We start from the raw sequence: 24,341 nt of genomic DNA on the forward strand, positions 1-24,341 counted from the left end.
TCGAGCCGCCGCCGCGCCGCCGCAGGCAGCGCGGGGCGCGCGTCGGGCCGCGCCGGTTCGGGCGGCGTGGCGGCGGGCCCGGGACGCAGCCCCGCCCTGCGGTGCACGGTGTGCAGCGCGGCTTCGTCGAGCAGGGCGGCGGCCGCGTCCTTGCGCCCCCGCGAGGTCGTACGCACACCGCCCTGCCCGGCCGCACGCGCATCGCCTTGTTCGGCCGCACGTGCACCGCCCTCCCCCGCGGCGTGTGCGCCGCCCTGCCCAGCCCCCTGCGTACTGCCCGGCACACCGCCCTGCCCGGCGCCCTGCGTACTGCCCGGCCCAACGCCCTGCGTACTGCCCGGCCCCGCCGGGTACGCGCTGCCCTGCCCCGCCTGGCGCGTGCCCCCGCGGCGGTCCGTGCCGAGCAGGGCGGTCGTGACGAGCTCCTCCCAGGTGCTCGTCAGCCCGTTCCCCGACTCCATCCGAGTCCCCCTTTCCTCGTGCATCAGCACAGCGACACCGCACCCCCGTCGTTCTCCCCGTCTCCCGCCCACACCGTGAGCGGAGTGAATCCGCGGTGACCGCACTCGCCGAACACGGTCACCCCGTGCCCGCCCGAGACGGCCGCAAGCCGCCACAGGCCGGGCCGGGACACCGGCACGACCGGCAGCGCACCCGAACCGTCCGCGTCGGCTAGCTGCATGCCCTCCCCGGACGGCACGGGTATGACGTTCCGCAGCATCACCGGCCAGGACTTCAGCCAGGGGTCCTCGCACAGCGCCGCACCGTACGCGGCAGCCGCCGCGTGCGTGCCCACCCCGGCCGGGCGCTCCCGGGCCGGGTGCACTTCGGTCGACGTGGCTGGTGCGACCGCTGCGACCCCTGCGACCGCTGCGGCCGGTGCGGCCCCTGTGGCCGCTGCGGCCCCTGCGACCGCTGTGGCCGGTGCGGCCCCTGCGACCGCTGTGGCCGGTGCGGCCGGTGCGAAACGCTCGCCCAGCGCGTGGCGGTGCCCACTGCCCGGATACGCGGACAGCTCGGCGTCGAGCGACAGCCCGACCGGCAGCGCCAGTTCGGGTGCGCGTCCGGCCGCCCCGTAGGACAGGAGCAGCGCCGTCGTGCCGGACTCCGCCCCGTACAGCCATATCCGGCGTGTGGTGAGCCGGGAGTCCGCCGTGTCGTACTGGGCGAGCACGAGCCACCGGTCGCGGCGCGCCGGGCCTTCGGCCGACAAGGGCAACCCGATCCGCGAACGCACCGTCGCCGCGAGGCGCTCGGGCAACTGCTCCCGGCGCAGCCAGGCCTGGTCGAGCAGCCGCAGCAGCGCGCACTCCTCCAGCAGCCGCACCGGCCAGTCGGGCCCGGACGCCGGTATCACCTCCAGTTCCCGTACCCGCGAGGCGAGTCCGGGCGCCTGCGCGTCGACCATCCTGCGGGCCGTCTCCTCACCGAGCCCTGATCCGGCCTGCTCGGCGGTGGCGAGGCCGCCGCGCAGCAGATCCGCGAGCCGCTGCTCGAGCTCGGTCACCCCCGCGGTGACCCGCTCGGCCCGCTGCGCCGCCCGGCGCCGCGCCCCCTCCTCGTCAGCCCGCTTTCCGTCCCCCCTTCCCGAAGCCGCCTTCTCCTCCGTGCGTCTGCGCCGTCCCGCAAGCCACTGCTCAGCCCACTCGGGCGCCTCCGCCTCCTCGATCACCGGGCCGGCCTCCTCGTCGCCGGCCCAGAGCAGCAGCAGCCCCAGCGCGTGCTTGCACGGGAACTTCCGGCTGGGGCAACTGCACTTGTACGCAGGCCCCGCCGTATCGACCACGGTCCGATAGGGCTTGCTGCCGCTGCCCTTGCACAAACCCCATACCGCCCCCTCCTTGGAACTGCCCGCCTCGGACCACGGACCGGCCGCCCCGAGCTTGCTTCCCGCTTTGCGTGAGGCGGCGTCAGGCGCCAGTGCCAGCACCTGATCAGCCGTCCAGCGCGCCCCCTGCTGAGTCATGTCTGCGAAGGTAGAACCCGCCACTGACAATCGCCTCTGACCTGCGAATTCATCGATGAGTGAGGCGGGTTGGGGCGGTCGCCGAGGCCGATTGTCAGTGGCGTGGTGCACCTTGGATGCAGCGCCGGGAACGGCCGCGGGGCGAGCGCTCCGCGTGAACCTGAGGGGGACCCATGACCATGCTCGACAACGGGACGCAGCGCGCTCCCGAAGGCACCGCCGAAGCCACCGCCGCCGAGGCCATCGCCGATGACGCCACGGAGGTGCTGCGCCCGCACGCGGAGGACGCGTTCGCGGACGAGCTCGCCGCGCTCGCCGCCGCCGACGACCGCCCGCGGCCCGAGCGCTGGCGCCTCTCGCCCTGGGCGGTCGCCACCTATCTCCTCGGCGGCACGCTGCCCGACGGCACCTTGATCACACCGAAGTACGTCGGACCCCGCCGCATCGTCGAGGTCGCCGTGACCACCCTGGCCACCGACCGCGCCCTGCTCCTGCTCGGCGTCCCGGGCACCGCGAAGACCTGGGTCTCCGAGCACCTCGCGGCCGCCGTCAGCGGCGATTCCACACTTCTCGTGCAGGGGACGGCGGGCACGCCCGAGGAGTCCATCCGGTACGGGTGGAACTACGCGCAGCTGCTCGCCCACGGCCCCAGCCGCGAGGCCCTTGTGCCCAGCCCGGTGATGCGCGCGATGGCCCAGGGCATGACGGCCCGCGTCGAGGAGCTCACCCGTATCCCCGCCGACGTCCAGGACACGCTGATCACCGTCCTGTCCGAGAAGACCCTGCCCATACCGGAGCTGGGCCAGGAGGTGCAGGCGGTCCGCGGGTTCAACCTGATCGCCACGGCCAACGACCGCGACCGTGGGGTCAACGAGCTGTCCAGCGCGCTGCGGCGCCGGTTCAACACGGTGGTCCTGCCGCTGCCCGAGACCGTCGACGCCGAGGTCGACATCGTCTCGCGCCGCGTGGACCAGCTGGGCCGCTCGCTCGACCTGCCGCACGGGCTCGACGGGATCGCCGAGATCCGCCGCGTCGTCACCGTCTTCCGCGAGCTGCGCGACGGAGTCACGGCCGATGGCCGCACCAAGCTCAAGTCCCCGAGCGGCACGCTCTCCACGGCCGAGGCGATCTCCGTGGTCACCAACGGTCTTGCCCTCGCCACCCACTTCGGCGACGGCGTGCTGCGCCCCGGTGATGTCGCGGCGGGCATCCTCGGCGCGGTCGTCCGCGACCCGGCGGCGGACCGGGTGGTCTGGAAGGAGTACCTGGAGGCGGTCGTGCGTGAACGGGACGGCTGGAAGGACTTCTACCGGGCCTGCCGCGAGGTGAGCGGCTGAGGGCGCGGGCGGGGCGCCGGGCGCGCGGGGGACGGCCGGCCGAGGAGCGGCCCGCGGTTCGGCTGAAGCAGTGGATGCGTCACAAGGGTGAGTACGTCACAAGGGTGAGTACGTCACAAGCGTGAGTACGTCACGAAGGCGAGTACGTCACGAAGGTGAAAGGGGGAGGCTTGATGAACGGGGAGCCGGTGCACGCCGGGGCCACGGAGGGTCCGTGGATCCTCGGGGTGCGCCATCACGGGCCCGGATCGGCGAGGGCGGTGAGGGCCGCGCTCGACGCGCAGCGCCCGCGGGCCGTACTGATCGAAGGGCCGCCCGAGGCAGACGCCCTGGTGGCGTTGGCCGCCGACGAGGAGATGCGGCCGCCGGTCGCGCTGCTCGCGCATGTCGTGGACGATCCGGGGCACTCGGCGTTCTGGCCGTTCGCGGAGTTCTCGCCGGAGTGGGTGGCCCTCACGTGGGCGCTGGAACACGGGATTCCGGTGCGTTTCATCGACCTTCCGGCGGCGCACTCGCTTGCGCTGAGGGCGCAGGAGGAGCGGGAGGCCGAGCAGAGGGCCGAGCCGGAGCGGGAGGCTGAGCAGTCGGCGTGGGAGGAGCCCGGTTCCGCGGCGGATCCGGGCCACACAACGGCGGATCCGGGCGACGGGACAGCGGATCCGGGGGAAAACGGGACGGCGGATCCGGGTGAAGTCGTGGCCGAGGCGCCCGTCGAGGACCTGCGGGTCGATCCGATCGCCGTGCTCGCCGAGACCGCCGGGTACGACGATCCGGAGCGCTGGTGGGAGGACGTCGTCGAATACCGGCGGCGGACCACACCCGACGGGGACGCCCTCGCGCCCTTCGCCGCGCTCGACGAAGCCATGGGCGCGCTGCGCGAGGTGTACGGAGCGGGCGGGCACGACCGCGACCTCGTACGCGAGGCGTATATGCGGCTGCAGATGCGCGCCGCCGCCAAGGAGTTCGGCTCCGCGTACGCCGTGGTCTGCGGCGCCTGGCACGCCCCTGCACTGCGGGCGAGGACCACCCTCACAGCGGACCGTGCACTACTCAGAGGCCTGCCCAAGGCGAAGACCGACATGACCTGGGTCCCCTGGACGCACCGCAGGCTCGCCCGCGCCGGCGGCTACGGGGCGGGCATCGACTCACCCGGCTGGTACGCGCACCTGTTCGCCGCCCCCGACCGGCCCGTCGAACGCTGGCTGACCAAGGTCGCGGGACTGCTGCGCGACGAGGACCGGTTCGTCTCCTCGGCCCATGTCATCGAGGCCGTACGCCTCGCGGAGACCCTCGCCGTGCTGCGCGGCCGCCCGCTGCCGGGCCTGTCCGAGACCACGGACGCCATGCGGGCGGTGCTCTGCGAAGGCTCCGACGTACCGCTCGCGCTCATCCACGACCGCCTCGTCGTAGGCGATGTGCTCGGCGAGGTGCCCGCATCCGCCCCCGCCGTACCGCTGCAGCGCGATCTGAACCGGATCCAGAAGCGCCTCCGGCTCAAACCGGAGGCGCTGGAGCGGGAGCTGGAGCTCGACCTGCGCAAGCCCGGTGATGCCGAGCGCAGCCGCCTCCTGCACCGGCTGCGGCTCCTCGGCATCGGCTGGGGCGAGCCCGCGGTGGCCACCCGCGGCAGTACCGGCACCTTCCGGGAGAGCTGGCGGCTGCGCTGGGAGCCCGAACTCGCCGTCCGGGTAGCCGAGGCAGGCGTCTGGGGCACGACCGTCCTCGGCGCCGCCACCGCGAAGGCCGAGGCGGACGCGGTGGGCGCGGCGGCGCTCGCCGATGTGACGGCCCTCGCCGAGCGCTGCCTCCTGGCCGAACTGCCCGCCGCGCTGCCCGTGGTGATGCAGGTGCTCGCCGACCGCGCGGCGCTCGACGCGGACGTCGGCCACCTCGCCCAGGCCCTGCCCGCGCTGGTCCGCTCGCTGCGGTACGGCGACGTACGCGGCACCGACACCGGCGCACTCACCGAGGTAGCGGCCGGGCTGGCCGAGCGGCTCTTCGTCGGCCTCGCCCCGGCCTGCGCGGGCCTGGACGCGGACGGCGCGGCCGAGATGCGTTCCCATGTGGACGCGGTCCACGCGGCGGTCTCACTCCTCGACGACGCCGCGGAGTCGGCGGGGGCGACGGGGGGCGGCGACCGCGGCGCGCCCGGGGACACCGGCAACCCCGGCGGCCCCGACGACTCGGCTCCGGACGGCATACGCCCGCGCTGGCACGGCGTCCTGCACACCCTCGCCACCCGTGACACCGTGCCCGGAGTGATCCGAGGGCGGGCGGTGCGCCTGCTGCTCGACGAGGGAGAGTTGAGCGCGGATGAAGCCGGGCGGCTGATGGGGCTCGCGCTCTCGGCCGGTACCCCGCCCGCCGAGGCGGCCACGTGGATCGACGGCTTCGTCGGCGGAGGCTCCGGCGGCATGCTGCTCGTCCATGACGAGCGGCTGCTCGGCCTGGTCGACGCCTGGCTGGTCTCGGTGCCGGACACCGCCTTCACCGACGTACTGCCGTTGCTGCGGCGCACGTTCTCCGCCTACGAAGCGGGGGTCCGCCGCACTCTCGGAGAGCTGGTGCGCCGCGACCCGGCCGCACGGCCCGCCGCGCAGCGGACGGCCGGGGTGCCCGGCTTCGCGGACGAGCCGGACGAGGAACGCGCGGCGGCCGCCCTGCCCGTGGTGCGCCTGCTGCTCGGCCTCGACGCACCACAGGCCGCCGCCGATGGCCCGGCCCGAACCGCGGCCGGAGCGACGACGGACACTCCCGACCCGACGACGGACACAGCCGACGCAATGACGGACACCGCCGACCCACCCGCCCCCGACCGTGATCGCACACCGCACAGCAACGACCTCGCGGAGGTTGCCGGATGAGCACCCACACCCCACCGACGGCCGAAGACACCGAGCGGCTGCGCCGCTGGCGGATGGTCCTCGGCGGCCAGGAGGCCGACGGCACCGGCTGCCACCTGGCCGGACGTGACGCCGCGATGGACTCCGCGCTCGAATCGCTCTACGGAAAGCGCGGCGGGGGAGGGGGCGGCCGGGAACGTTCCGCGGGGCTCGGCGCCTCCGCGCCCTCCGTTGCCCGCTGGCTCGGCGACATCCGTACGTACTTCCCGTCCAGCGTCGTGCAGGTGATGCAGCGCGATGCCATCGACCGGCTCGGCCTGTCCACGCTGCTGCTCGAACCGGAGATGCTGGAAGCCGTCGAACCGGACGTCCACCTCGTCGGCACGCTGCTCTCGCTCAACAAGGCGATGCCCGAGACCACGAAGGAAACCGCACGGGCCGTTGTCCGCAAGGTCGTCGAGGACCTGGAGAAACGCCTGGCCACCCGCACCCGGGCCACCCTCACCGGCGCCCTCGACCGCAGCGCGAGGATCAACAGGCCCCGCCACCACGACATCGACTGGAACCGCACGATCGCGGCCAACCTCAAGCACTACCTGCCTGAATACGGGACCGTCGTCCCAGAACGGCTCATCGGCTACGGGCGGGCCGCGCAGTCCGTCAAGAAGGAAGTCGTCCTCTGCATCGACCAGTCCGGGTCGATGGCCGCCTCCGTCGTCTACGCCTCGGTCTTCGGCGCGGTGCTCGCCTCGATGCGCTCGATCAACACGCGCCTCGTCGTCTTCGACACCTCGGTCGCCGACCTCACCGACCAGCTCGACGACCCGGTCGACGTCCTCTTCGGCACCCAGCTCGGCGGCGGCACCGACATCAACCGCGCGCTCGCCTACTGCCAGGCGCAGATCACCCGCCCCGCCGAGACCGTCGTCGTCCTCATCTCCGACCTCTACGAGGGCGGGATACGCAACGAGATGCTGAAGCGGGTCGCCGCGATGAAGGCCTCGGGAGTGCAGTTCGTGACGCTGCTCGCGCTCTCCGACGAAGGCGCGCCCGCCTACGACCGTGAGCACGCGGCGGCGCTCGCGGAGCTCGGTGCTCCGGCGTTCGCCTGCACGCCGGACCTTTTCCCCGAAGTGATGGCGGCGGCGATCGAGAAGCGCTCACTGCCCATACCGGACAAGGAGACCCATCGGTAACAGGGGGCTTGCGCGGGACCGGTTGCCGCGTGCGAGTATCGGCCGCGTCGCCGGAGCGAACGGTTCCGTCCCCCCACCACGCCACGCTCCCGCCTCCCCACGACATGGAGTCCTGTTGACCCACGCAGCCACGCTGTTCCCGGCCGTCCGGCGCCTGTTGCGCCCGACGGCGGTGCGGCGTGCGCTGCGGCTGGCGCTGCTGCTCGGCGCGTTCCTGGCGTTCGGAGTGCTGTGCGGGGAGCGGGCCGAAGCGGCGGAAGCCGACCCTGCGGCGCCCGCGCAGGAACAGCTCACCGAGCCGGTACGGCACGAAGCGCCCACCGAGCCCATACGCGAGTGGCGCATTGCCGAGCCCGTGGCGGCCCTCGGTGAGCCGATACGCGAACTCGCCGACCCCGCACCCGAGCCCGTACGTGAGCACGCCGAGCCCGTACGTGAGCACGCCGAGCCCGTACGCGAACTCACTGCGCCCGCACGTGAGCTCACCGAGCCCGTGCCCGACCTCGGCGTGGCCACCCCCGTCCGGGATGTCGTCGCTCCGGTGACCGCCTCCGTGACCGCCCCGGTGACCGCGGTGGCCGGCTCCCTGGAGGAGCCGATACGGGAGGCCGCCGAGCCGCTGGCCGAGCGGACCGTGCGGGTCGCCGAAGGCGTGGCCGGGGTGCTCGAACCCGTGGGGCTGCCCGAGCTGCCGCTCCCGTACGACCTGCTGCCGACCGGCGGCACCGGCGGCGACACCGCCGACGGCACGCAGCCGCAGCCGCAGCCGCAGCCGGTGAACGGCGGGGACGAGCCCGCCGATGCCACCGACCTCCCGCGCACCGACGCCTCGCAGCACCCCCTCACCCGGCGCGGCCCGACAGCCGCCCCGCATCCCTCCATACCCGAGCACCCGGCCCACCCCGCCGCCCACCCGGCGGGCGGGACCGGCGCGCCGTCCGGCGCCGCGCCCGTGCCGGGCGCGCCCCAGGGCCTCGGAGCCCACAGCACCGCCGAGTCCGGTGCCCAGCGGCACGCCGATGCGCAGGCCGCGACCCTCCCGGACCGGCACCCCGGTGCGCGGCTCCTCGTCGGCGGCGGTGACTCCACCTCGTACGACCGGATCCGCGACCGTCATCGCGACGTACTCGAATTCCCCGGCTAGGGCAGCCCCTTCCCCCGCCTGAGAGCCGGCCACCGGCTCTCGTGACCTGCCGCGCGGGGGCGGGACAGGTCTGCCCGCTGCGAAGGAGAGCCGCCGACGGCCCCTTCGTACCCTCGAATTCGAAGGATCCGAAGCCACCATGAGCAAGCACAAGAAGCCGAGCGCGGCCTCCGTCAACGCACGGAAGCTCCGCAGCTCCATCGTCATCACCGCCGCGGGCGCCACCGGCGTGGTCGGTCTCGCCTCGGCGAGCGCGAGCGCCGCCGAGCTGCCCGTCTCCGCACCGGTCAGCACCCCGGACGCCGCCGTCGACGGGTTCGACACCGCGCGCGACGGCGCCGGGACCGTCGAGGACAAGGCGAAGGCGGCGGCGGGCGGCGCCGAGGCCGTCTCGCACGTCGAGGGCGTCGAGGGCGTGGACCTCGGTGCCGAGCGGGCCGCCCTGCCGGACGGCGCGCTTGAGGCCGCGGGCCAGGCCCAGGCCGCCGTCGGCGAGATCGACTACCTCTTCGGTTCGCTCGAGGACTTCGCCCCCGAGCTGGTCGACCGGGCCCCGGGCCGGGCCACCGCACACGCACAGGCCGCGACCCGGGCCGCGGCGCCCGTGGTCGACGAGACCGCCGCCGCCGTGCTGCCGCCGGTCGCCGCGGCCGCCGTCGCGCATGTGCTCCCCGTCGCGCACCAGGCGGTCACGGATGCCGGGACGCTGGTGGACGGCGTGGCCGGCGATGTCACGCCGCTCGCGCAGGGCGTCACCTCCGAGGTGCAGCCCTTCGCCGAAGGCGTCGTCGGCGAGGTGCGCCCGGTGGCCGATGCCGTCGTCGACCAGGTGCAGCCGCTGGTCGAGGACGTCTCCACGGCCGCGACCGGCCTGGCGACGGGCGTCGGCGGCGAGGCCGACGGCCTGGCGCGCGGGGTCACCTCCGAGGTGGGTTCGTTCTCGCAGGACCTCACGGGCACCGTCACCTCGGACGCGGACCCGCTGCTCTCGAACCTCGCCTCCGGCATCGACGGCACGGCCGACGCGGTGGCTCCCAGCTACACCCCCGGCTTCTGAGCGAGCCGCAACCGAGTCGGACCGGTCACCTATTCGGCCGGTCCTGACCGACGGGGGACCGGCCCGCCAGGCCGGTCCCCGCGCGGCCGCGGGCCGGGGCGTCCTCCTCTCGTACGGTGGCGGGGACCCACCACGCGAGCGGGTGCCACGGCCCGTGGCCGGGCTGGGATTCCGTGACCTTCCGGGCCGGATCCTGTGACCGTTATCACCGCCGCAGTGTGATCTGCGATTTAGGGACCTACGTCCGGCGGCGATAACCTGCGAGACGGACATGCCGCGTCCACGGACACCGTGTACGCACTCCCTCTGTGACAGCGCCGTCACGTTGCCCTTCGCGGCACGCCCACGCAGACAACGAACGCGACAGAAGCGATCGCGATCAGCGCAACGCAATCGGCCTCGGTGCGATGACGTCGACGACGATGCAATGAGAGCGATCGCGGTGTACGTGATACCGACGCGACACGGAAAAGGGACGGACGCGCGTGGACCTGTTCGAGTACCAGGCGAGGGACCTCTTCGCCAAGCACGGTGTACCGGTGCTGGCCGGTGAAGTCATCGACACGCCTGAGGCGGCGCGCGCGGTGACCGAGCGTCTCGGCGGCAAGTCCGTCGTCAAGGCGCAGGTGAAGGTCGGCGGCCGCGGCAAGGCGGGCGGCGTCAAGCTGGCCGGCAACGCCGATGAGGCGGTCGAGCACGCGACCAACATCCTCGGCATGGACATCAAGGGCCACACGGTCCACAAGGTCATGCTGGCGGAGATGGCGCCGGGCATCGCGGAGGAGTACTACGTCTCCTTCCTGCTCGACCGCACCAACCGCACCTTCCTCTCCATCGCCTCCGTCGAGGGCGGCGTGGAGATCGAGCAGGTGGCGGAGGAGCGCCCGGAGGCCGTCGCCAAGACCCCGATCGACGCCAACGAGGGTGTGACCCCCGAGAAGGCCCGCGAGATCGTCGAGGCCGCGAAGTTCCCGGCCGACGTGGCCGACCAGATCGTCGAGATCCTGCAGACGCTGTGGAAGACCTTCGTCGAGGAGGACGCCCTCCTGGTCGAGGTCAACCCGCTGGCCAAGACCGAGTCCGGCAAGGTCCTCGCGCTCGACGGCAAGGTCTCGCTCGACGAGAACGCCGCCTTCCGTCAGCCCGGCCACGAGGCCCTCGAGGACAAGGCCGCAGCCAACCCGCTCGAGGCTGCTGCCAAGGCCAAGGACCTCAACTACGTCAAGCTCGACGGCGAGGTGGGCATCATCGGCAACGGCGCCGGTCTGGTCATGTCGACCCTGGACGTCGTCGCGTACGCCGGTGAGAACCACTCGGGCGTCAAGCCCGCGAACTTCCTCGACATCGGCGGCGGCGCCTCCGCCGAGGTCATGGCGAACGGTCTCGAGATCATCCTCGGCGACCCGGACGTCAAGTCCGTCTTCGTCAACGTCTTCGGCGGCATCACCGCCTGCGACGAGGTCGCCAACGGCATCGTCCAGGCCCTGGAGCTCCTCAAGTCCAAGGGCGAAGAGGTCACCAAGCCGCTGGTCGTGCGCCTCGACGGCAACAACGCGGAGCTGGGTCGCAAGATCCTCAGCGACGCCAACCACCCGCTCGTACAGCGCGTGGACACCATGGACGGCGCGGCCGACAAGGCCGCCGAGCTCGCTGCGGCTGCGAAGTAAGGGAAGAGGGACTGTAGAACCATGGCTATCTTCCTGAACAAGGACAGCAAGGTCATCGTCCAGGGCATGACCGGTGCCACGGGCATGAAGCACACCAAGCTCATGCTCGGTGACGGCACCAACATCGTCGGCGGCGTGAACCCCCGCAAGGCGGGCACGTCGGTCGACATCGACGGCAACGACATCCCGGTCTTCGGCACCGTCGCCGAGGCGATGGAGAAGACGGGAGCCAACGTCTCCGTCCTCTTCGTCCCGCCGGCCTTCTCCAAGGCCGCGGTCGTCGAGGCGATCGACGCCGAGATCCCGCTCGCCGTCGTCATCACCGAGGGCATCGCCGTCCACGACTCCGCCGCGTTCTACGCGTACGCGAAGTCGAAGGGCGACAAGACCCGCATCATCGGCCCGAACTGCCCCGGCCTCATCACGCCGGGCCAGTCCAACGCCGGCATCATCCCGGGCGACATCACCAAGCCGGGCCGCATCGGCCTGGTCTCGAAGTCCGGCACGCTGACGTACCAGATGATGTACGAGCTCCGTGACATCGGCTTCTCGTCCGCCGTCGGCATCGGTGGCGACCCGGTCATCGGCACGACGCACATCGACGCCCTGGCGGCCTTCGAGGCCGACCCGGACACCGACCTGATCGTCATGATCGGCGAGATCGGTGGCGATGCCGAGGAGCGCGCGGCCGACTTCATCAAGGCCAACGTGACCAAGCCGGTCGTCGGCTACGTCGCCGGCTTCACCGCGCCCGAGGGCAAGACCATGGGCCACGCCGGCGCCATCGTCTCCGGCTCCTCCGGCACGGCCGCCGCGAAGAAGGAGGCCCTCGAGGCCGCGGGCGTCAAGGTCGGCAAGACCCCGACCGAGACGGCCAAGCTCGCGCGCGCTGCCCTTAGCGCCTAGGGGGCGTCCGGCGGATCATGCCGCCCTCGGACTGCGGTGCCTTGAAAGGCTGGCTGTTGCGGTCCGTGGTGGGTGCGACACCGGATGGACAACGACGAAGGCCCGTACTCCTCCTTGGAAGGGGTGCGGGCCTTCGGCGTGCGTGAGTGGGGCGTTGTCAGTGGCGGGCGATAGCCTTGAAAAGGGCTCGGCCCCCAGGGCGGGAGGGGTCTGCCCAGGGAAACCCGGGCGCGGCCCGGCCCCCGACCCGGCACCCGCCGTGCCCTACCCCACCACCGGATGGATCCGCTCCGGCCCCGCCCCCGGCTCCCCCTGCAGCTTCTTCCGCAGCTTCTTCTCCTTCCGGTCGAGGGACTCCGGGCCGGGCATCGGAGGCACACCGGTGACCGTCTGGCCCGGGGCCTGCGGGGGCTCGTAGTCCTTCGCCGAGGTGACCCAGGTGATCGCCGAGGCGCCGATGATCAAGGCGGTGAACGCGATCGCCGCCCGCGTCCAGAACCGCACCCGCCGCTCGCCCTCCCCGCGCACGGCCGGCGCCTTGCGCGTGCCGAGCTTCTCGGCGCACGCCAACTCCTCCAGCCTGCGGTGCAGCGCGTCCGGGTCGGACAGCTCCGGCAGCCGCGCGGCCACCGCCTCGCGCGCATGCACCAGGCGGTTCGCCGCGGCCGGGGTGCTCGCCTCGGTCTCCGCCGCGGTCTCCGGCAGGCCGAGCCCCACGCCGTCGTGGAGGACGAGCGTGCGGCGGTACGAGGGCGGCAGGCTGAGCAGCGTGTCGAGCAGCCTGCGGTCCTCCGGCTCGGCGGGCGGTACGTCGGGGTGCCCGTGGCTGCGGCGCAGCCGGTGCCACGGCGAGAGCGCGTACTCGTACGCGGCCGCCCGCACCCAGCCCACCGGGTCACGGTCGCGGGCGACCTCGGGCCACTGCTCCCACGCCTTGTGGAACGCCCGCTCCACGGCCTCCTTCGCGAGCGCGCGCCGCCCGGTCAGCAGGTACGTCTGCCGTACGAGGCCGGGGGCGGTGAAGGCGTACAGCGCATCGAATGCCTGAGCGGGCGTCAGCCCTGAGCCTTCCTCCACACCCACACCCGCACCGGGGTCGGCGCCGGTCGCGGCACCCGTATCGGGCGCGACACCCGCACCCGTCTCGACACCCGCACCCGTCTTGGCGCCCGCACCCGCTTTGGCGCCCGCACCAGGCCCGGCACCGGCTCCGACCTCCCCGCGTACGCCCGATGCGGGCGACCGCTCGATGCTCCGCCCGTCACGGCCCCGTCGCCGATGCCCGGCCCGCCGATCGCAGGCCGATCCGGCGCGGGTCTGCCCGTCGCCGCCCGATCCGTCGAGGGCCGGCCCGCCACGTGCCCGGCCGTCACCGGTCTGGACGTCAAGGACTCGCCCGTCCGTGGCCTGTGTCGCCCGGGGACCGGTGCCTCCGTGTTCCCCGTGGTGGTCGCGGGGCACGCCGCTGTGTTCGTCGCGCGCCGGACCGGTGCCCGCCGGCTTCGCCGCGCGCTTGCTCGCGGGCTTCGGGCGCGTCCGGGCACCCTTGCGGCCCTTGCGCTCACGCCCGCGCTCGTCCCCCTTGACGAGATCGACGACTTCGGCGGTCCGGGGGAGTACGGCGGCCTCGGCGGCCGTGTGGGACTGACTGTGCTCGCCACGCTGGGCGGGTTCGACGGGCTTCACGGACATGGTGTGCTCGACAGCCTTTGCGGAGTGGACTGGCCGGGACGTGTGAACGGGCGCCGCCGCGGCGATATCGCCCGGCGCTGGCTTCGACGGTTTCGCCGTATTCGCGGATTTCGCGGGCTCGGAAGGCTTCGCGGGTTGAGCGAGTTCGGCCGGTTCCGAGGGTTCGGCTGGGGGCCGGGCGTCCGGGGGCGGCGCGTCGGTGGACGCCGGGGCGGTGGCGGCTCGGTCCGGGGCATCGGGCCGACGGGCCGCGTCGGCCCGGCCGCGGCTCTGCTTCCGGCGCGGTCCGGTGCCCGGCTGCGAGGTGGCGCCACGCCCACCCGTGCGAGGACCGGAGGTTTCGCCCTCGCCCTCGCCCTCGCCCTTGGCCGCTGCCGCTGCCGCTGCCGCTGCCGCGGGCCGCGTCTGCGGACGCTCGCCGTCCGGTTCCCTCGGCCCCGCCCGCCGTTTGGTGAACTCGGCCAGCAGGGCGGGCGTGGGCCGGGCCGCCGAGGCCCTGTCAACCGCGGCCCCGGGCTGCTCCCCCCTCGTACGGCTGTCCTCGGCCGCCCCCGCGCCGCCGCCCGCGGCTCCTTCCGTACGGTCGTTCCCCGCTCCCTCAGTACGACTGCTCCTTGCCGCCCCCGCCCCCGCCGCCGCGCCATGTGCCCCCCTTGCTCCACCCCGGGAAGCCCCCGCCCCAGCTCCCGTCCCGGCCGCCTTCGCGCGACCGTCCGCCCCCGAACCCTGCGCCCCCGTCCCTCGCCCACCCGCACCCTCACGCCCACCCGCATCCTCACGCCCACCCGCATCCTCACGCTCACGCGGGCCCGCACCCGCACACCCACCCGCACGCCACCCCGCCACCACCTCCGCGTACACCTCCCGCGTCCGCCCCCGCGGGGACGTGCGGCCCGTTTCCCAGGAGCGGATCGTTTCGCGGGTGACGCCGATGTGCTTGGCGAGCTGGGACTGGGAGAGGCCGTTGGCCTCCCGGAGGCGACGGCGTTCCGCGGGGCCGGGCAGGGGTGCTGCGGGGCTCTGGGGCATCTGGGACTCTCCACACCGTGTGCCGTGGCACGGGGCGCACGGCGGTACAGAGCCCCGAGCCCCGATAAGTACATAAACGTATATTGATCGACACTTCGGGCAATCGCCCGTTACCCGATGTGCACGCGTGTCGTTGGGACCATGGCGGGCGTGACCCGGACGACCGACCGCAGCGCACACCCCCAGGGCCTGGCGCCGACACCGCAGACGGCCTCCTCGAAGGCAGCGAACGCGCCCGCGGCGCCGCCGCGGACCACGACCCCGCAGACCCTGCTCAGAGCACTCGCCACCCGGCGCAGACCGGCCGCCCTGCTGCCCTGTCTCCTGGGCGGCGTCCTCGCCGCGGTCCTCGGCCTCGGCGCCTTCGCGGTTCTGGTGATGGCCTTCTGGACCACCTCGCCGTACCCGGGCAGCACCCCCGGCCAGGCCCTACACATCGCGGCCGGCCTGTGGCTGCTCGCCCACGGCACCGAACTCGTCCGCCCCGAGACCCTCACCGGCGCCCCCGCGCCCGTGGGCCTCACCCCGCTGCTCCTGCTCGCCCTGCCCGCCCTCCTCCTGCACCGCGCGGCCCGTGACGCCGCCGATGCCACGCCCGACGCGCGGACCGCGGTCTGCGGAGTGGTGGGCGGCTACCTCCTCGTGGGCACCGGCGTGCTGTTCTACGTGGCCGGCGGCCCCGTCACCGCGAACCCGTTCAGCGCCGCCGTCCACCTGCCGCTGCTCGCCCTCGCCGTCACGGCCATCGGGCTGTGGACGGCGTACGGCCGTCCGTTCGGCCGGCTGCCGGAGTCCGCGTACGGCCTGCGGAACTCCGCCCCCGTACGCACCCTCCTGGCCCGCAGGGACCAGCTGGCCGCCGCCGTACGCGCGGCGGCCGCCGGCACGCTCGTGCTCGCGGGCGGCGGCGCGCTGCTCGTGGCGGTCTCACTCGCGCTGCACCTCGATGCCGTACAGGCTTCGTTCCTGCAGCTCACGGGCGCCTGGTCGGGTCGCGCCGCGGTACTGCTGCTCGCCGTGGCGCTGGTGCCGAACGCGGCGGTCTGGGGCGCGGCCTACGCGCTCGGCCCGGGCGTCCTGCTCGGCACCGGCCAGCTCGCCTGGCCCCTCGGCGCCCCGGCCGCCGCCGCCGACGGCGGCCCGCTGCTGCCGACGTTCCCGCTGCTCGCCGCCGTGCCCTCGCCCGGTCCCGGAACCGCGCTGAACTGGGCCTGCACCGGTGTGGCCGCGCTCGCCGGCCTGAGCGCCGGCTGGTGGGTGGCCCGCGCGGCAGCCCCGGCGGGCGGCGAGCGGACCCAGGCCTGGAGCAGTGGGACCACTGCCCTGACCACCGCGTTCGCGGCCCTCGCCACCGGCCTCGCCTTCGCTCTCCTCGCCACCCTCGCGGGCGGCCCGCTCGGCACCGGCAGGCTGGCGGACTTCGGGCCGGTTTGGTGGCAGACGGGGGCCGCGGCCTGCGGCTGGGTGCTGCTTGCCGGGATGCCGGTGGCTCTGGGCGTACGGGGATGGCGGGCGCGGCTGCCGAAGGTGAGGTCGGGCGAGGTGGCGCCAGGCGAGGCGACGTCGGACGGGAGCAGGCCGGGCGAGGCGGCGTCGGACAAGGTGGCGTCGGAAGCGGAGGCCATGACCGGCGAAGCCGACGCGTCCCCGGCCCCCGGGTCCGGCCCGTCCGGCCGGTACTTCGTCGCACGCGTGCGACGGCTGCCCCGTTGGTGGCCGCGGCGGAGCTCGGAGCAGCCGGAGGCGCAGCAGCCGGACGATCCGGACGAGGAGCAGCCGGTCGGCTCGGATGCGGAGCAGCCGGACTCGCCGGCCGCGTCCGTCACGGCGCCCCCACCCGTGAAAGCGCCCCCGCCCGTACCGTCCTTCGAGCCGTACGACTTCCTCAGCGCGGTCCCGGCGACCGATCCCCCCGATCCCCCCGATCCGACCGATCCCGCCATTCCCGCCGCCCCCACCGAACAGGCCAAGCCGGCTCCGGCCCCCGATCCCACCGACGTGCCGGACAAGCCCGAAGCCCCGTAGCCGCGCACCCGCCGGAAAACCCTTGGCGCGACGCGCCGAGCGGTTGTTACCCTGCCGGCGGCCGTGCGACAGAACGAGGAGGTGGTACCCGTGACCGCAACAACGACATGGGTGCTCCCCTCAGGGGTCACGGTCGGACGGTAGGCAGGTCGTCCGGGAGCGCCGTTCCACGAGCTCTCCCGAAAGGCACGACCATGAGCCTTCACTTCACCTCCGACCACCGCCTCGACGGCAACATCCGCGAACGCGCCTTCACCCTCGACGGCATCCCCGGCTACCTGTGGACCCCCGCAGCAGCAGAGTCGGCGGCGGAACCAGCCGCAGAGGCAGAACCCGGCACCACTGCCACTGCCACTGCCACCGGCACCGGCACCGGCACCGGCATTGGCACCGGCACCGGCATTGACACCGGCACCGACACCCCACTGATCCTCCTCGGCCTCCCGCCCCTCGGCCTCAACCGCATGTACCCCCGCCTCATGGCCCGCGCCCGCCAAGCCGTCGGCGAGGGCTTCGCCGCCGCGACCCTCGAACTCCCCGGCAGTGGCGACCGCCCCCGCCTCCCCGTCGTCGACCAGGCGCGCGCCGATCTGCGCCGGGCCCTCGAAGCCGGTGAACCGGTCGGCGACGAGATCGTCGACCGCCTGGTCCTGCCGCTGGTCGACCGGGCGGTCCCGGAAGCGCGGGCCGCCCTGGACGCGCTGCTCGCGCTGCCCGGGATCGGCGGCCCGGTCGGTTACTCGGGCGGTGTGATCGCTGTCGGGGTCCGGCTCGCGGTGACCGATCCACGGATCGCGGCCGCCGGACTGTTCGCCGGGAGTTTCGTGCCGCGTGCCACCTTCGAGGAGGCACGGCAGGTCACCATTCCGCTGTACGTCCTGCTGCAGTGGGACGACGAGGGCAACGACCGGCAGGCCGCCCTCGACCTGTTCGACGCCTTCGGCTCGAAGGAGAAGGCCCTGGAAGCGAACATGGGCGGCCACACCGGCGTCCCGCAGCACGCGGGAGTGGCCGCGCAGCGCTTCTTCGCCCGGCACCTGAAGCAGCCGTGAGACACGGGCGGGGTCCGGGAGTGCGAACTCCCGGACCCCGCCCGCTCACGCGTACGCGTACCGGTACGCGTATGTGCGTACCGCTCAGTGGAAGAAGTGCCGCGTCCCCGTGAGGTACATCGTCACGCCCGCCGCCTTCGCCGCCTCGACGACCTGCTCGTCGCGGACCGAACCGCCGGGCTGGACGACCGCCTTGACGCCCGCGGCGGTCAGGATCTCCAGGCCGTCGGGGAAGGGGAAGAACGCGTCGGAGGCCGCGTACGCGCCGGCCGCCCGCTCCTCGCCGGCCCGCTCGACCGCGAGCTTCGCCGAGTCGACGCGGTTGACCTGGCCCATGCCGACGCCGACCGAGGCGCCGTCCTTGGCGAGCAGGATCGCGTTGGACTTGACCGCGCGGCAGGCCTTCCAGGCGAAGGCGAGCTCGGCGAGCTCTTCGGCGGAGAGCGCCTCGCCGGTGGCAAGCGTCCAGTTCGCCGGGTCGTCGCCGTCGGCCTGGAGCCGGTCGGTGACCTGGAGCAGCGCGCCGCCGTCGATGGGCTTGACCTCGACGGCGGAGGCGGGCGCGTCGGCGCAGCGCAGGACGCGGATGTTCTTCTTGCGGGCCAGGACCTCGACGGCGCCGTCCTCGTAGTCCGGGGCCACGATGACCTCGGTGAAGATCTCGGCGACCTGCTCGGCCATCGCCACCGACACCGGCCGGTTCACGGCGATCACGCCGCCGAAGGCGGAGAGCGGGTCGCAGGCGTGCGCCTTGCGGTGGGCCTCCGCCACGTCCGCGCCGATGGCGATCCCGCACGGGTTGGCGTGCTTGATGATGGCGACGCAGGGCTCGGTGTGGTCGTACGCGGCACGGCGGGCGGCGTCCGTGTCCGTGTAGTTGTTGTACGACATCTCCTTGCCGTGCAGCTGCTCGGCGGCGGCCAGGCCACCCGTGCCGTCCACGTACAGCGCGGCCGGCTGATGCGGGTTCTCGCCATAGCGCAGGACGTTCGCGCGTTCGTAGGCCGAGCCCAGGAAGTCCGGGAGGCCGCCCGCGGCGGAGCCGCTGATGGATGCCGTGTCGGCCGCCGCGTAGTCATCGGCGAACCACGAGGCCACCGCCACGTCGTAGGAGGCGGTGTGCTGGAAGGCCTCCGCCGCAAGGCGCTTGCGGGCGGTGAGGTCGAAGCCCCCGTCGCGTACGGCCGAGAGCACGTCCGCGTAGCGGGCGGGGCTGGTGACCACGGCGACCGAGGGGTGGTTCTTGGCGGCGGCGCGGACCATCGAGGGCCCGCCGATGTCGATCTGCTCCACGCACTCGTCGGGCGAGGCGCCCGAGGCGACGGTCTGCTTGAACGGGTACAGGTTCACGACGACCAGGTCGAAGGGCTCCACACCCAGTTCCTCGAGCTGCTCGCGGTGCGCGTCGAGGCGCAGGTCGGCGAGGATCCCGGCGTGCACCCGCGGGTGCAGCGTCTTGACCCGGCCGTCCAGGCACTCGGGGAAGCCGGTCAGCTCCTCGACCTTGGTGACGGGCACCCCGGCCGCGGCGATCCGGCCGGCGGTGGAGCCGGTCGAGACCAGCTGGACACCGGCCCCGTGCAGGCCCTGCGCCAGCTCCTCGAGGCCGGTCTTGTCGTAGACGCTGATCAGGGCCCTGCGGATCGGGCGCTGTCCGGAAGTGGCGGCGGTCTCGGCCGAAGCGGCGGTCCCAGAAGAAGCGGCGGTCACGGGATGGATACCTTTCGTCCCTCAATACGGTGGCCGTGGCGGGCGAGCCGTCCCACGACCTCGACGAGCAGCTTGCGCTCGACTTCCTTGATGCGCTCGTGGAGCGCGGATTCGTCGTCCTCGTCCAGGATCTCCACCACGCCCTGCGCGATGATCGGCCCGGTGTCGACACCGTCGTCGACGAAGTGGACGGTGCAGCCGGTGACCTTCGCGCCGTACGCGAGCGCGTCGCGTACGCCGTGGGCCCCGGGGAAAGACGGCAGCAGCGCCGGATGCGTATTGACCGTGCGCCCGCCGAACCGGGCCAGGAACTCCTTGCCCAGGATCTTCATGAACCCCGCCGACACCACCAGATCCGGCTCGTACGCCGCCGTGGCCCGGGTCAGCTCGCGGTCCCAGTCGGCGCGCGAGTCGAAGTCCTTCACCCGGCAGACGAAGGTCGGCAGCCCGGCCTTCTCCGCGCGCTCCAGACCGGCGATGTGCCCGCGGTCGGCGCCCACCGCCACGATCTCGGCCCCGAAACCGGGGTCGGCCACCGCGTCGAGCAGGGCCTGCAGATTGGTGCCCGAGCCCGAGACGAGTACGACAAGCCGCTTCGGCCGGGCGCAGGCGGGGGTTCGGGAACGGGCTGTTACGGGGGTGGCCACGGCGGGGCCCTTTCACATCGGCGGCGCAGGCTGCCTGGCGCATGCTGGGTGCACCAGTGCTTTGTACGGTCATACGAATGCTTCGGGGTTCCCGATACGGGGAACTCTACGAAGCGCCCGACCGTCAGCAACGATACCGGCACACACGGGAGCCCCCACGGGACGGTGGCGTGACCGGCAGGTAGCGTCTGGGGAGCATGGCGCTGCTTGACAAGCCTTGCAGCACGCCTTGTACGAACCGCAGCCGGGCGCGACAGCGAGCTGGGCGCCGCCGACCACGACCATGGGGAAGACGCACACCTGATGCCGGACCGCATGCCCTCGCCCTCGTCGCCGCAGGATGAGTCCACCCCTCAGTCCTCCCCGCAGGCCTCACCCCAGTCCGCCTCCCAGGTGTCCCCGCAGTCCGCGCGGGACGGCGGGACGGACCGCGAGGGCGGTGACAACCCCTTCGCACCGCCGCCCGAGGGCACCCCGGAGCAGCCCTGGCGGCCGCGCCAGCCAGAGAACGGCGGGGACGGCGAGGGCCGGAACGGTTCGGGGCCGGGCTGGAGCGACCGGCAGCCCGGGCGTTCCTCCGGCGGCTTCGGCCAGCGTCCCGGCGGATCCGAGGGCGGTTCCGGTGGTTCGGGCGGTCCGATGGGCCCGATGCGCTGGGATCCGACGGATCCGGTGCAGCGCAAGGCGCGCTATGCGCTGCTCGCCGGCATGTGGGGATTCTTCTTCGGCCTGTTCGGCTGGCCGTATCTGGCGCTGCCGCTCGGCGCGTTCGCCGTGTACTGGGCCCTGACCTCGCTGCGCGGCAAGGCCCGCACCCCCGATCCCACGCAGGCCGCCGCGGCGCGGCCCGACGCCGCCGCCAAGCCGCAGCGGACCGCCGCGATGGGCGGCCTCGTGGCGGGCGGCCTGGCGCTGGCCCTGGTCGGGCTGACCTTCCTGGCCCAGTTGGTCTACCGCGACTACTACGTCTGCGAGCGCGATGCGAACACGCATGCCGCGCAGCAGCAGTGCGAGGAGCTGCTGCCCGGCCCGCTGAGGTCGGTCCTCGGCGACCAGGACTGAATGGTCCCCGCGTCTGCTGCGTGGTTTCCGTGTCTGCCCGGCCCCTTGGACGAAGCTTCGCCCGGGGTCGGGCAGACCTGTGTCCGGCCCCGGGCAGACGGGTGTGGCCGCCCGGCCTCGGGCGGTGGCCGCTCAGGTCGAACTGCGCAGGGCCGCCCAGGTGTTCGGGCCCACCATGCCGTCGACGCCCAGGCCCTTGGCGCTCTGGAACTTCTTCACCGCGGTCCGCGTGTCCGGGCCGAACTCGCCGTCCACCCCCGCGGCGCCGACGCTGTAGCCCCGCTTGGTGAGCATGCACTGCACCTGGACCACGCGCTGGCCCTTGTCGCCGTAGACGGTCTCCGTGGTGCCCGAGTAGTACGTGCACTGGGAGATCCACGGCGGGGTGGCCGGCTTCGTCGTGGTCTTGGTGGGCGCGGGCTCCGGATCGCCGCCGGAGCCCGAACCGCCGGAGGTACCGCCGCTGGTGCCGCCCTCGGCGGGTTTGTCGGCCTCGCCGCCCGTCGATCCGGTCGGCTGGGCACCTGAGCCGCCCGAGCCGCCCTGGCCGGTGTCCCCGGACGCGCTGTCGTCGCCGCTGCCGCCCTCGTCCCCCTTGTCCTTGTCCTTGTCTGTCTCCTTCGACGACGGGGACGTGCCGATGTCCTCGGGGTGGGGCGCGTTGCCGTTCTCGGGGAGCGATGCGCTGCCGGTCACGGCCGGCCGGTCCGCGGCGTTCTGCCCGCCGTCGTCCGAGCCCTGCCGCGTCAGCGCGAACGCCCCGACGGCCACGGCGCATACGGCGACGGCGGCCACGACGGCGAACTGCACCCGCCGCCTGCCGGGTGCGCGGGTACGCGAGGTCGATGCGGCCGCGTGCGGGCCGGGGTGTGCGTGCCCCTCCGGTGCGCCGGGCACCGCGAAGGCGCCGGGCGGGGTTCCTGGTGCGTACGAACCCGGCGGTGTCCGGGGACCGTACGCGCCGGGCGGTGTCTGGAGACCGTACGCGCCGGGCGGGGTCTGCGGCCCGAACGAGCCGGGCGGGGTCTGCGGTCCGTAGGATCCCGGCGGCGTCTGCCCACCGTTCGCGCCGGGCGGCACCGGCGCCCCGTACGCGCCCTGAGTAACCGGCGGACCGAAGCCCGCTCCGGACCCCGCTCCGGACCCCGCTCCGGACCCCGACCCGGATCCTGCTCCGGATCCCGCCCCGCTTCCCGGCCCCGGACCGAACCCGGGTCCCGGCTCCGCGCCCGTCACCCGCTGCGTCGGCGCCCGGAAGTGGCCGGTCTCCTGGGCGGTGGCACGTACGAGCACCTCGTGGGCCTGCTGCCGTTCCCGGAGGCGCGCGCCGAGAGCTCCGGGCCAGGGCCGCGGCCCGTTCTGCAGGTGTCCCGAGGCCTGCGCGGCCTGGATCAGCTGCTGCGAGGTGGGTCGCCCGCCCGGGTCCTTGGCCAGGCAGGCCGCGAGCAGGGCGCCGAGCGCGGGATCGAGCGCCGCCACCTGTGCCATGACCTCGGCCTTGGGCTCCTCGAAGGCGACGCGGTGCATGACGTCCACCCCCGTGCCGTCGCCGAACGGCGCGTATCCGGTGGCCGCGTAGATCAGCGTTCCCGCGAGCGAGAAAACGTCGGACGGCGCCTCGCAGCGCCCTTCGCGCAGATACTCGGGCGCCATGTAGGCGGGCGTGCCGACCCGCGCACCGGTGGTGGTGATGGCGCTGGCGTCCGCGGCCTGGGAGATGCCGAAGTCGATGAGGTGCACGCCGTGCTGCGTGAGGATGACGTTCGAGGGCTTGAGGTCGCGGTGCACGACACCGGCCGCCGCCAGATCAGTGAGCGCCCGCCCGAGCCCGTCGACGAGCCGCCACACCCCGGCCGCGTCCAGCGTCCCGCAGTCGCGCCCGGCCTGGGCGAGATCGAGGCCGGGCAGATACTCGGCGGCCATCCACAGCAGCGAAGCGTCGAAGCCGGTGCCGAGGAACCTCGGCGCGTACGAGGTCTGCACCCGCGCGTGCACGGCCGCCTCGCGCTCGAACCGCCGCCGGAACTCGGGGTCGTCGGCGTACTCGGCCCGGATCACCTTCACCGCGGCGAGCCCCGGCGCGTCATCGGCCGGGCGGGCCAGATACACCCGCCCCATCCCGCCGCTGCCGAGCTTCCCGAGCGGTGCGTACGGCCCGATCCGCTCCGGATCACCGGACTGCAGCGGGTCCGCCCCTGCCTGTTCCCGTGCCGCACGGCCCGCCTCGGGCGTGTACGGCGCGTCCGTGGGCCGCTGGTCAGTCATCTGGAGTCCCCCGACTCTGCGCGCTGTTCATCGGCTGCGTCCGCGGCGCAGCAACAGGGCGGAGATTACCGTCCGTTGACGGGGGAAGCTGCCGCATCCGGTGCAGATCCGGGAAGAGACGGGCTGGCACGGGCCGGTGCGGGAAGCCATTTGGGGCCGCGGCGTCTCAGGGGACGCCGCGGCCACAGCGAGCGCCCCTTCCCCCGTTGGGGCGCGCACACCCCACCGTGCCCGCACGGCGGCAGGAAGGGAACCTGGAACTTTCCAGGGTCGGGATATGGAGGGGCCGACGGATCAGGCGTGCAGAGTCCGGCCGGGCGGCGCCGGGTAGCCGGAGGCGCCGTAGCCCGGCATCGCGGGCTGCTGCGGGAGCGCGGCGGGCGGCACGGCAGCCGGGGTGCGGCGCGCGGAGCCGATCGATATGGCCGCCGCGCCGACCATCAGGCCGAGCCCGGCCAGTGCGCTGACCATGGGCTCGTCCGTGCCGGGCAGATACATGCTGTTCTCGCCGATCGTCTGGCAGGTCTCCTTGGGCCTGGGCCGCTCGGCCGTCCCGGTGTTGACGGTGGTGCACTCGTAACGGAAGCTCACCGGGCTCCGCTTGCCGTTGCTCGACGAGTCGTCCAGGGCGTAGCCGAACATGCCGAGCCCGGCGAGCAGGAAGAGGATCTGGAAGGTGCGGGCCACGGGATGCATGCGGCAACTCCGGTTTCGGTGGGACGAGATCGACCGCCCATGATCTC

General features: G+C 73.7%; 17 protein-coding genes and 1 pseudogene. 10 read left to right on the forward strand and 8 right to left on the reverse strand.

Annotated features, from left to right (window positions below; genetic code table 11):
• Both ACLF6P_RS22580 and ACLF6P_RS22585 read right to left on the reverse strand, forming a co-directional pair.
• The coding region (locus tag ACLF6P_RS22580; protein WP_463315324.1) for a DUF5691 domain-containing protein at window positions 1-461 on the reverse strand (461 nt) is incomplete at its 3' end.
• A gap of 23 nt (window positions 462-484) precedes the next feature.
• A complete protein-coding gene (locus ACLF6P_RS22585) occupies window positions 485-1,966 on the reverse strand; it encodes an SWIM zinc finger family protein (RefSeq protein ID WP_415952462.1) in 1,482 nt (493 codons plus the stop codon).
• Between the two features lie 173 nt (window positions 1,967-2,139).
• Between ACLF6P_RS22585 and ACLF6P_RS22590 the strand changes: the two genes are divergently transcribed.
• The 7 genes from ACLF6P_RS22590 to sucD all read left to right on the forward strand — a co-directional run bounded on the left by ACLF6P_RS22590 (window position 2,140) and on the right by sucD (window position 12,116).
• A complete protein-coding gene (locus ACLF6P_RS22590) occupies window positions 2,140-3,303 on the forward strand; it encodes an ATP-binding protein (RefSeq protein WP_415952463.1) in 1,164 nt (387 codons plus the stop codon).
• A 173-nt stretch (window positions 3,304-3,476) separates the two neighbouring features.
• Window positions 3,477-6,167 (forward strand): DUF5682 family protein, encoded by a 2,691-nt coding sequence (locus ACLF6P_RS22595; protein WP_415952464.1) that lies wholly within the window; start codon window positions 3,477-3,479, stop codon window positions 6,165-6,167.
• Entirely contained in the window at window positions 6,164-7,342 is a 1,179-nt protein-coding gene (locus ACLF6P_RS22600) for a vWA domain-containing protein (protein WP_415952465.1), read from the forward strand. The genes ACLF6P_RS22595 and ACLF6P_RS22600 overlap by 4 nt, the downstream gene beginning before the upstream one ends.
• A gap of 115 nt (window positions 7,343-7,457) precedes the next feature.
• Complete coding sequence (locus ACLF6P_RS22605) at window positions 7,458-8,486, forward strand: hypothetical protein (protein ID WP_415952466.1); 1,029 nt, start codon at window positions 7,458-7,460, stop codon at window positions 8,484-8,486.
• A gap of 139 nt (window positions 8,487-8,625) precedes the next feature.
• On the forward strand, window positions 8,626-9,543 hold the full coding sequence (locus ACLF6P_RS22610) for a hypothetical protein (protein WP_415952467.1): 918 nt from the start codon (window positions 8,626-8,628) through the stop codon (window positions 9,541-9,543).
• Window positions 9,544-10,028: 485 nt separating this feature from the next.
• Complete coding sequence (gene sucC / locus ACLF6P_RS22615; protein ID WP_415952468.1) at window positions 10,029-11,210, forward strand: ADP-forming succinate--CoA ligase subunit beta; 1,182 nt, start codon at window positions 10,029-10,031, stop codon at window positions 11,208-11,210.
• A gap of 21 nt (window positions 11,211-11,231) precedes the next feature.
• The gene (sucD, locus tag ACLF6P_RS22620) at window positions 11,232-12,116 is read left to right on the forward strand and encodes a succinate--CoA ligase subunit alpha (RefSeq protein WP_415952469.1); all 885 of its coding nucleotides are present in this window, start codon (window positions 11,232-11,234) and stop codon (window positions 12,114-12,116) included.
• A gap of 264 nt (window positions 12,117-12,380) precedes the next feature.
• Here sucD and ACLF6P_RS22625 read toward each other — a convergent pair whose 3' ends face one another.
• Window positions 12,381-13,808 carry an RNA polymerase sigma factor gene (locus tag ACLF6P_RS22625; RefSeq protein WP_415952532.1) on the reverse strand — a complete coding sequence of 476 codons (1,428 nt, stop codon included), beginning with the start codon at window positions 13,806-13,808 and terminating at the stop codon, window positions 12,381-12,383.
• A gap of 921 nt (window positions 13,809-14,729) precedes the next feature.
• Window positions 14,730-14,837: pseudogene (locus tag ACLF6P_RS22630) on the reverse strand (RNA polymerase subunit sigma-24); the annotation flags it as partial.
• 150 nt (window positions 14,838-14,987) lie between these two features.
• On the opposite strand from ACLF6P_RS22630, the gene ACLF6P_RS22635 reads away from it, so the two are divergent.
• Window positions 14,988-16,862, forward strand: a complete 1,875-nt coding sequence (locus ACLF6P_RS22635; RefSeq protein WP_415952470.1) for a cell division protein PerM — start codon at window positions 14,988-14,990, stop codon at window positions 16,860-16,862.
• A 194-nt stretch (window positions 16,863-17,056) separates the two neighbouring features.
• The gene (locus tag ACLF6P_RS22640; RefSeq protein WP_415952471.1) at window positions 17,057-17,914 is read left to right on the forward strand and encodes a dienelactone hydrolase family protein; all 858 of its coding nucleotides are present in this window, start codon (window positions 17,057-17,059) and stop codon (window positions 17,912-17,914) included.
• A gap of 84 nt (window positions 17,915-17,998) precedes the next feature.
• On the opposite strand, the gene purH is transcribed toward ACLF6P_RS22640, so the two are convergent.
• Together purH and purN are read right to left on the reverse strand one after the other, a co-directional pair.
• On the reverse strand, window positions 17,999-19,624 hold the full coding sequence (gene purH / locus ACLF6P_RS22645; RefSeq protein WP_415952472.1) for a bifunctional phosphoribosylaminoimidazolecarboxamide formyltransferase/IMP cyclohydrolase: 1,626 nt from the start codon (window positions 19,622-19,624) through the stop codon (window positions 17,999-18,001).
• Window positions 19,621-20,271, reverse strand: coding sequence for a phosphoribosylglycinamide formyltransferase (gene purN / locus ACLF6P_RS22650; RefSeq protein ID WP_415952473.1), 651 nt, complete (start codon window positions 20,269-20,271; stop codon window positions 19,621-19,623). The genes purH and purN overlap by 4 nt, the downstream gene beginning before the upstream one ends.
• 207 nt (window positions 20,272-20,478) lie before the next feature.
• Here purN and ACLF6P_RS22655 point away from each other — a divergent pair, with 207 nt between their 5' ends.
• Window positions 20,479-21,333 carry a hypothetical protein gene (locus ACLF6P_RS22655; RefSeq protein ID WP_415952474.1) on the forward strand — a complete coding sequence of 285 codons (855 nt, stop codon included), beginning with the start codon at window positions 20,479-20,481 and terminating at the stop codon, window positions 21,331-21,333.
• Window positions 21,334-21,465: 132 nt separating this feature from the next.
• Here the strand turns inward: ACLF6P_RS22655 and ACLF6P_RS22660 are convergent, their stop codons facing one another.
• A complete protein-coding gene (locus tag ACLF6P_RS22660) occupies window positions 21,466-23,598 on the reverse strand; it encodes a protein kinase domain-containing protein (protein ID WP_415952475.1) in 2,133 nt (710 codons plus the stop codon).
• A gap of 294 nt (window positions 23,599-23,892) precedes the next feature.
• The gene (locus ACLF6P_RS22665) at window positions 23,893-24,294 is read right to left on the reverse strand and encodes a hypothetical protein (protein ID WP_415952476.1); all 402 of its coding nucleotides are present in this window, start codon (window positions 24,292-24,294) and stop codon (window positions 23,893-23,895) included.
• Window positions 24,295-24,341 lie beyond the last annotated feature (47 nt).

It is taken from the genome of Streptomyces lothianensis (assembly GCF_047779955.1).
Lineage (GTDB): Bacteria > Actinomycetota > Actinomycetes > Streptomycetales > Streptomycetaceae > Streptomyces.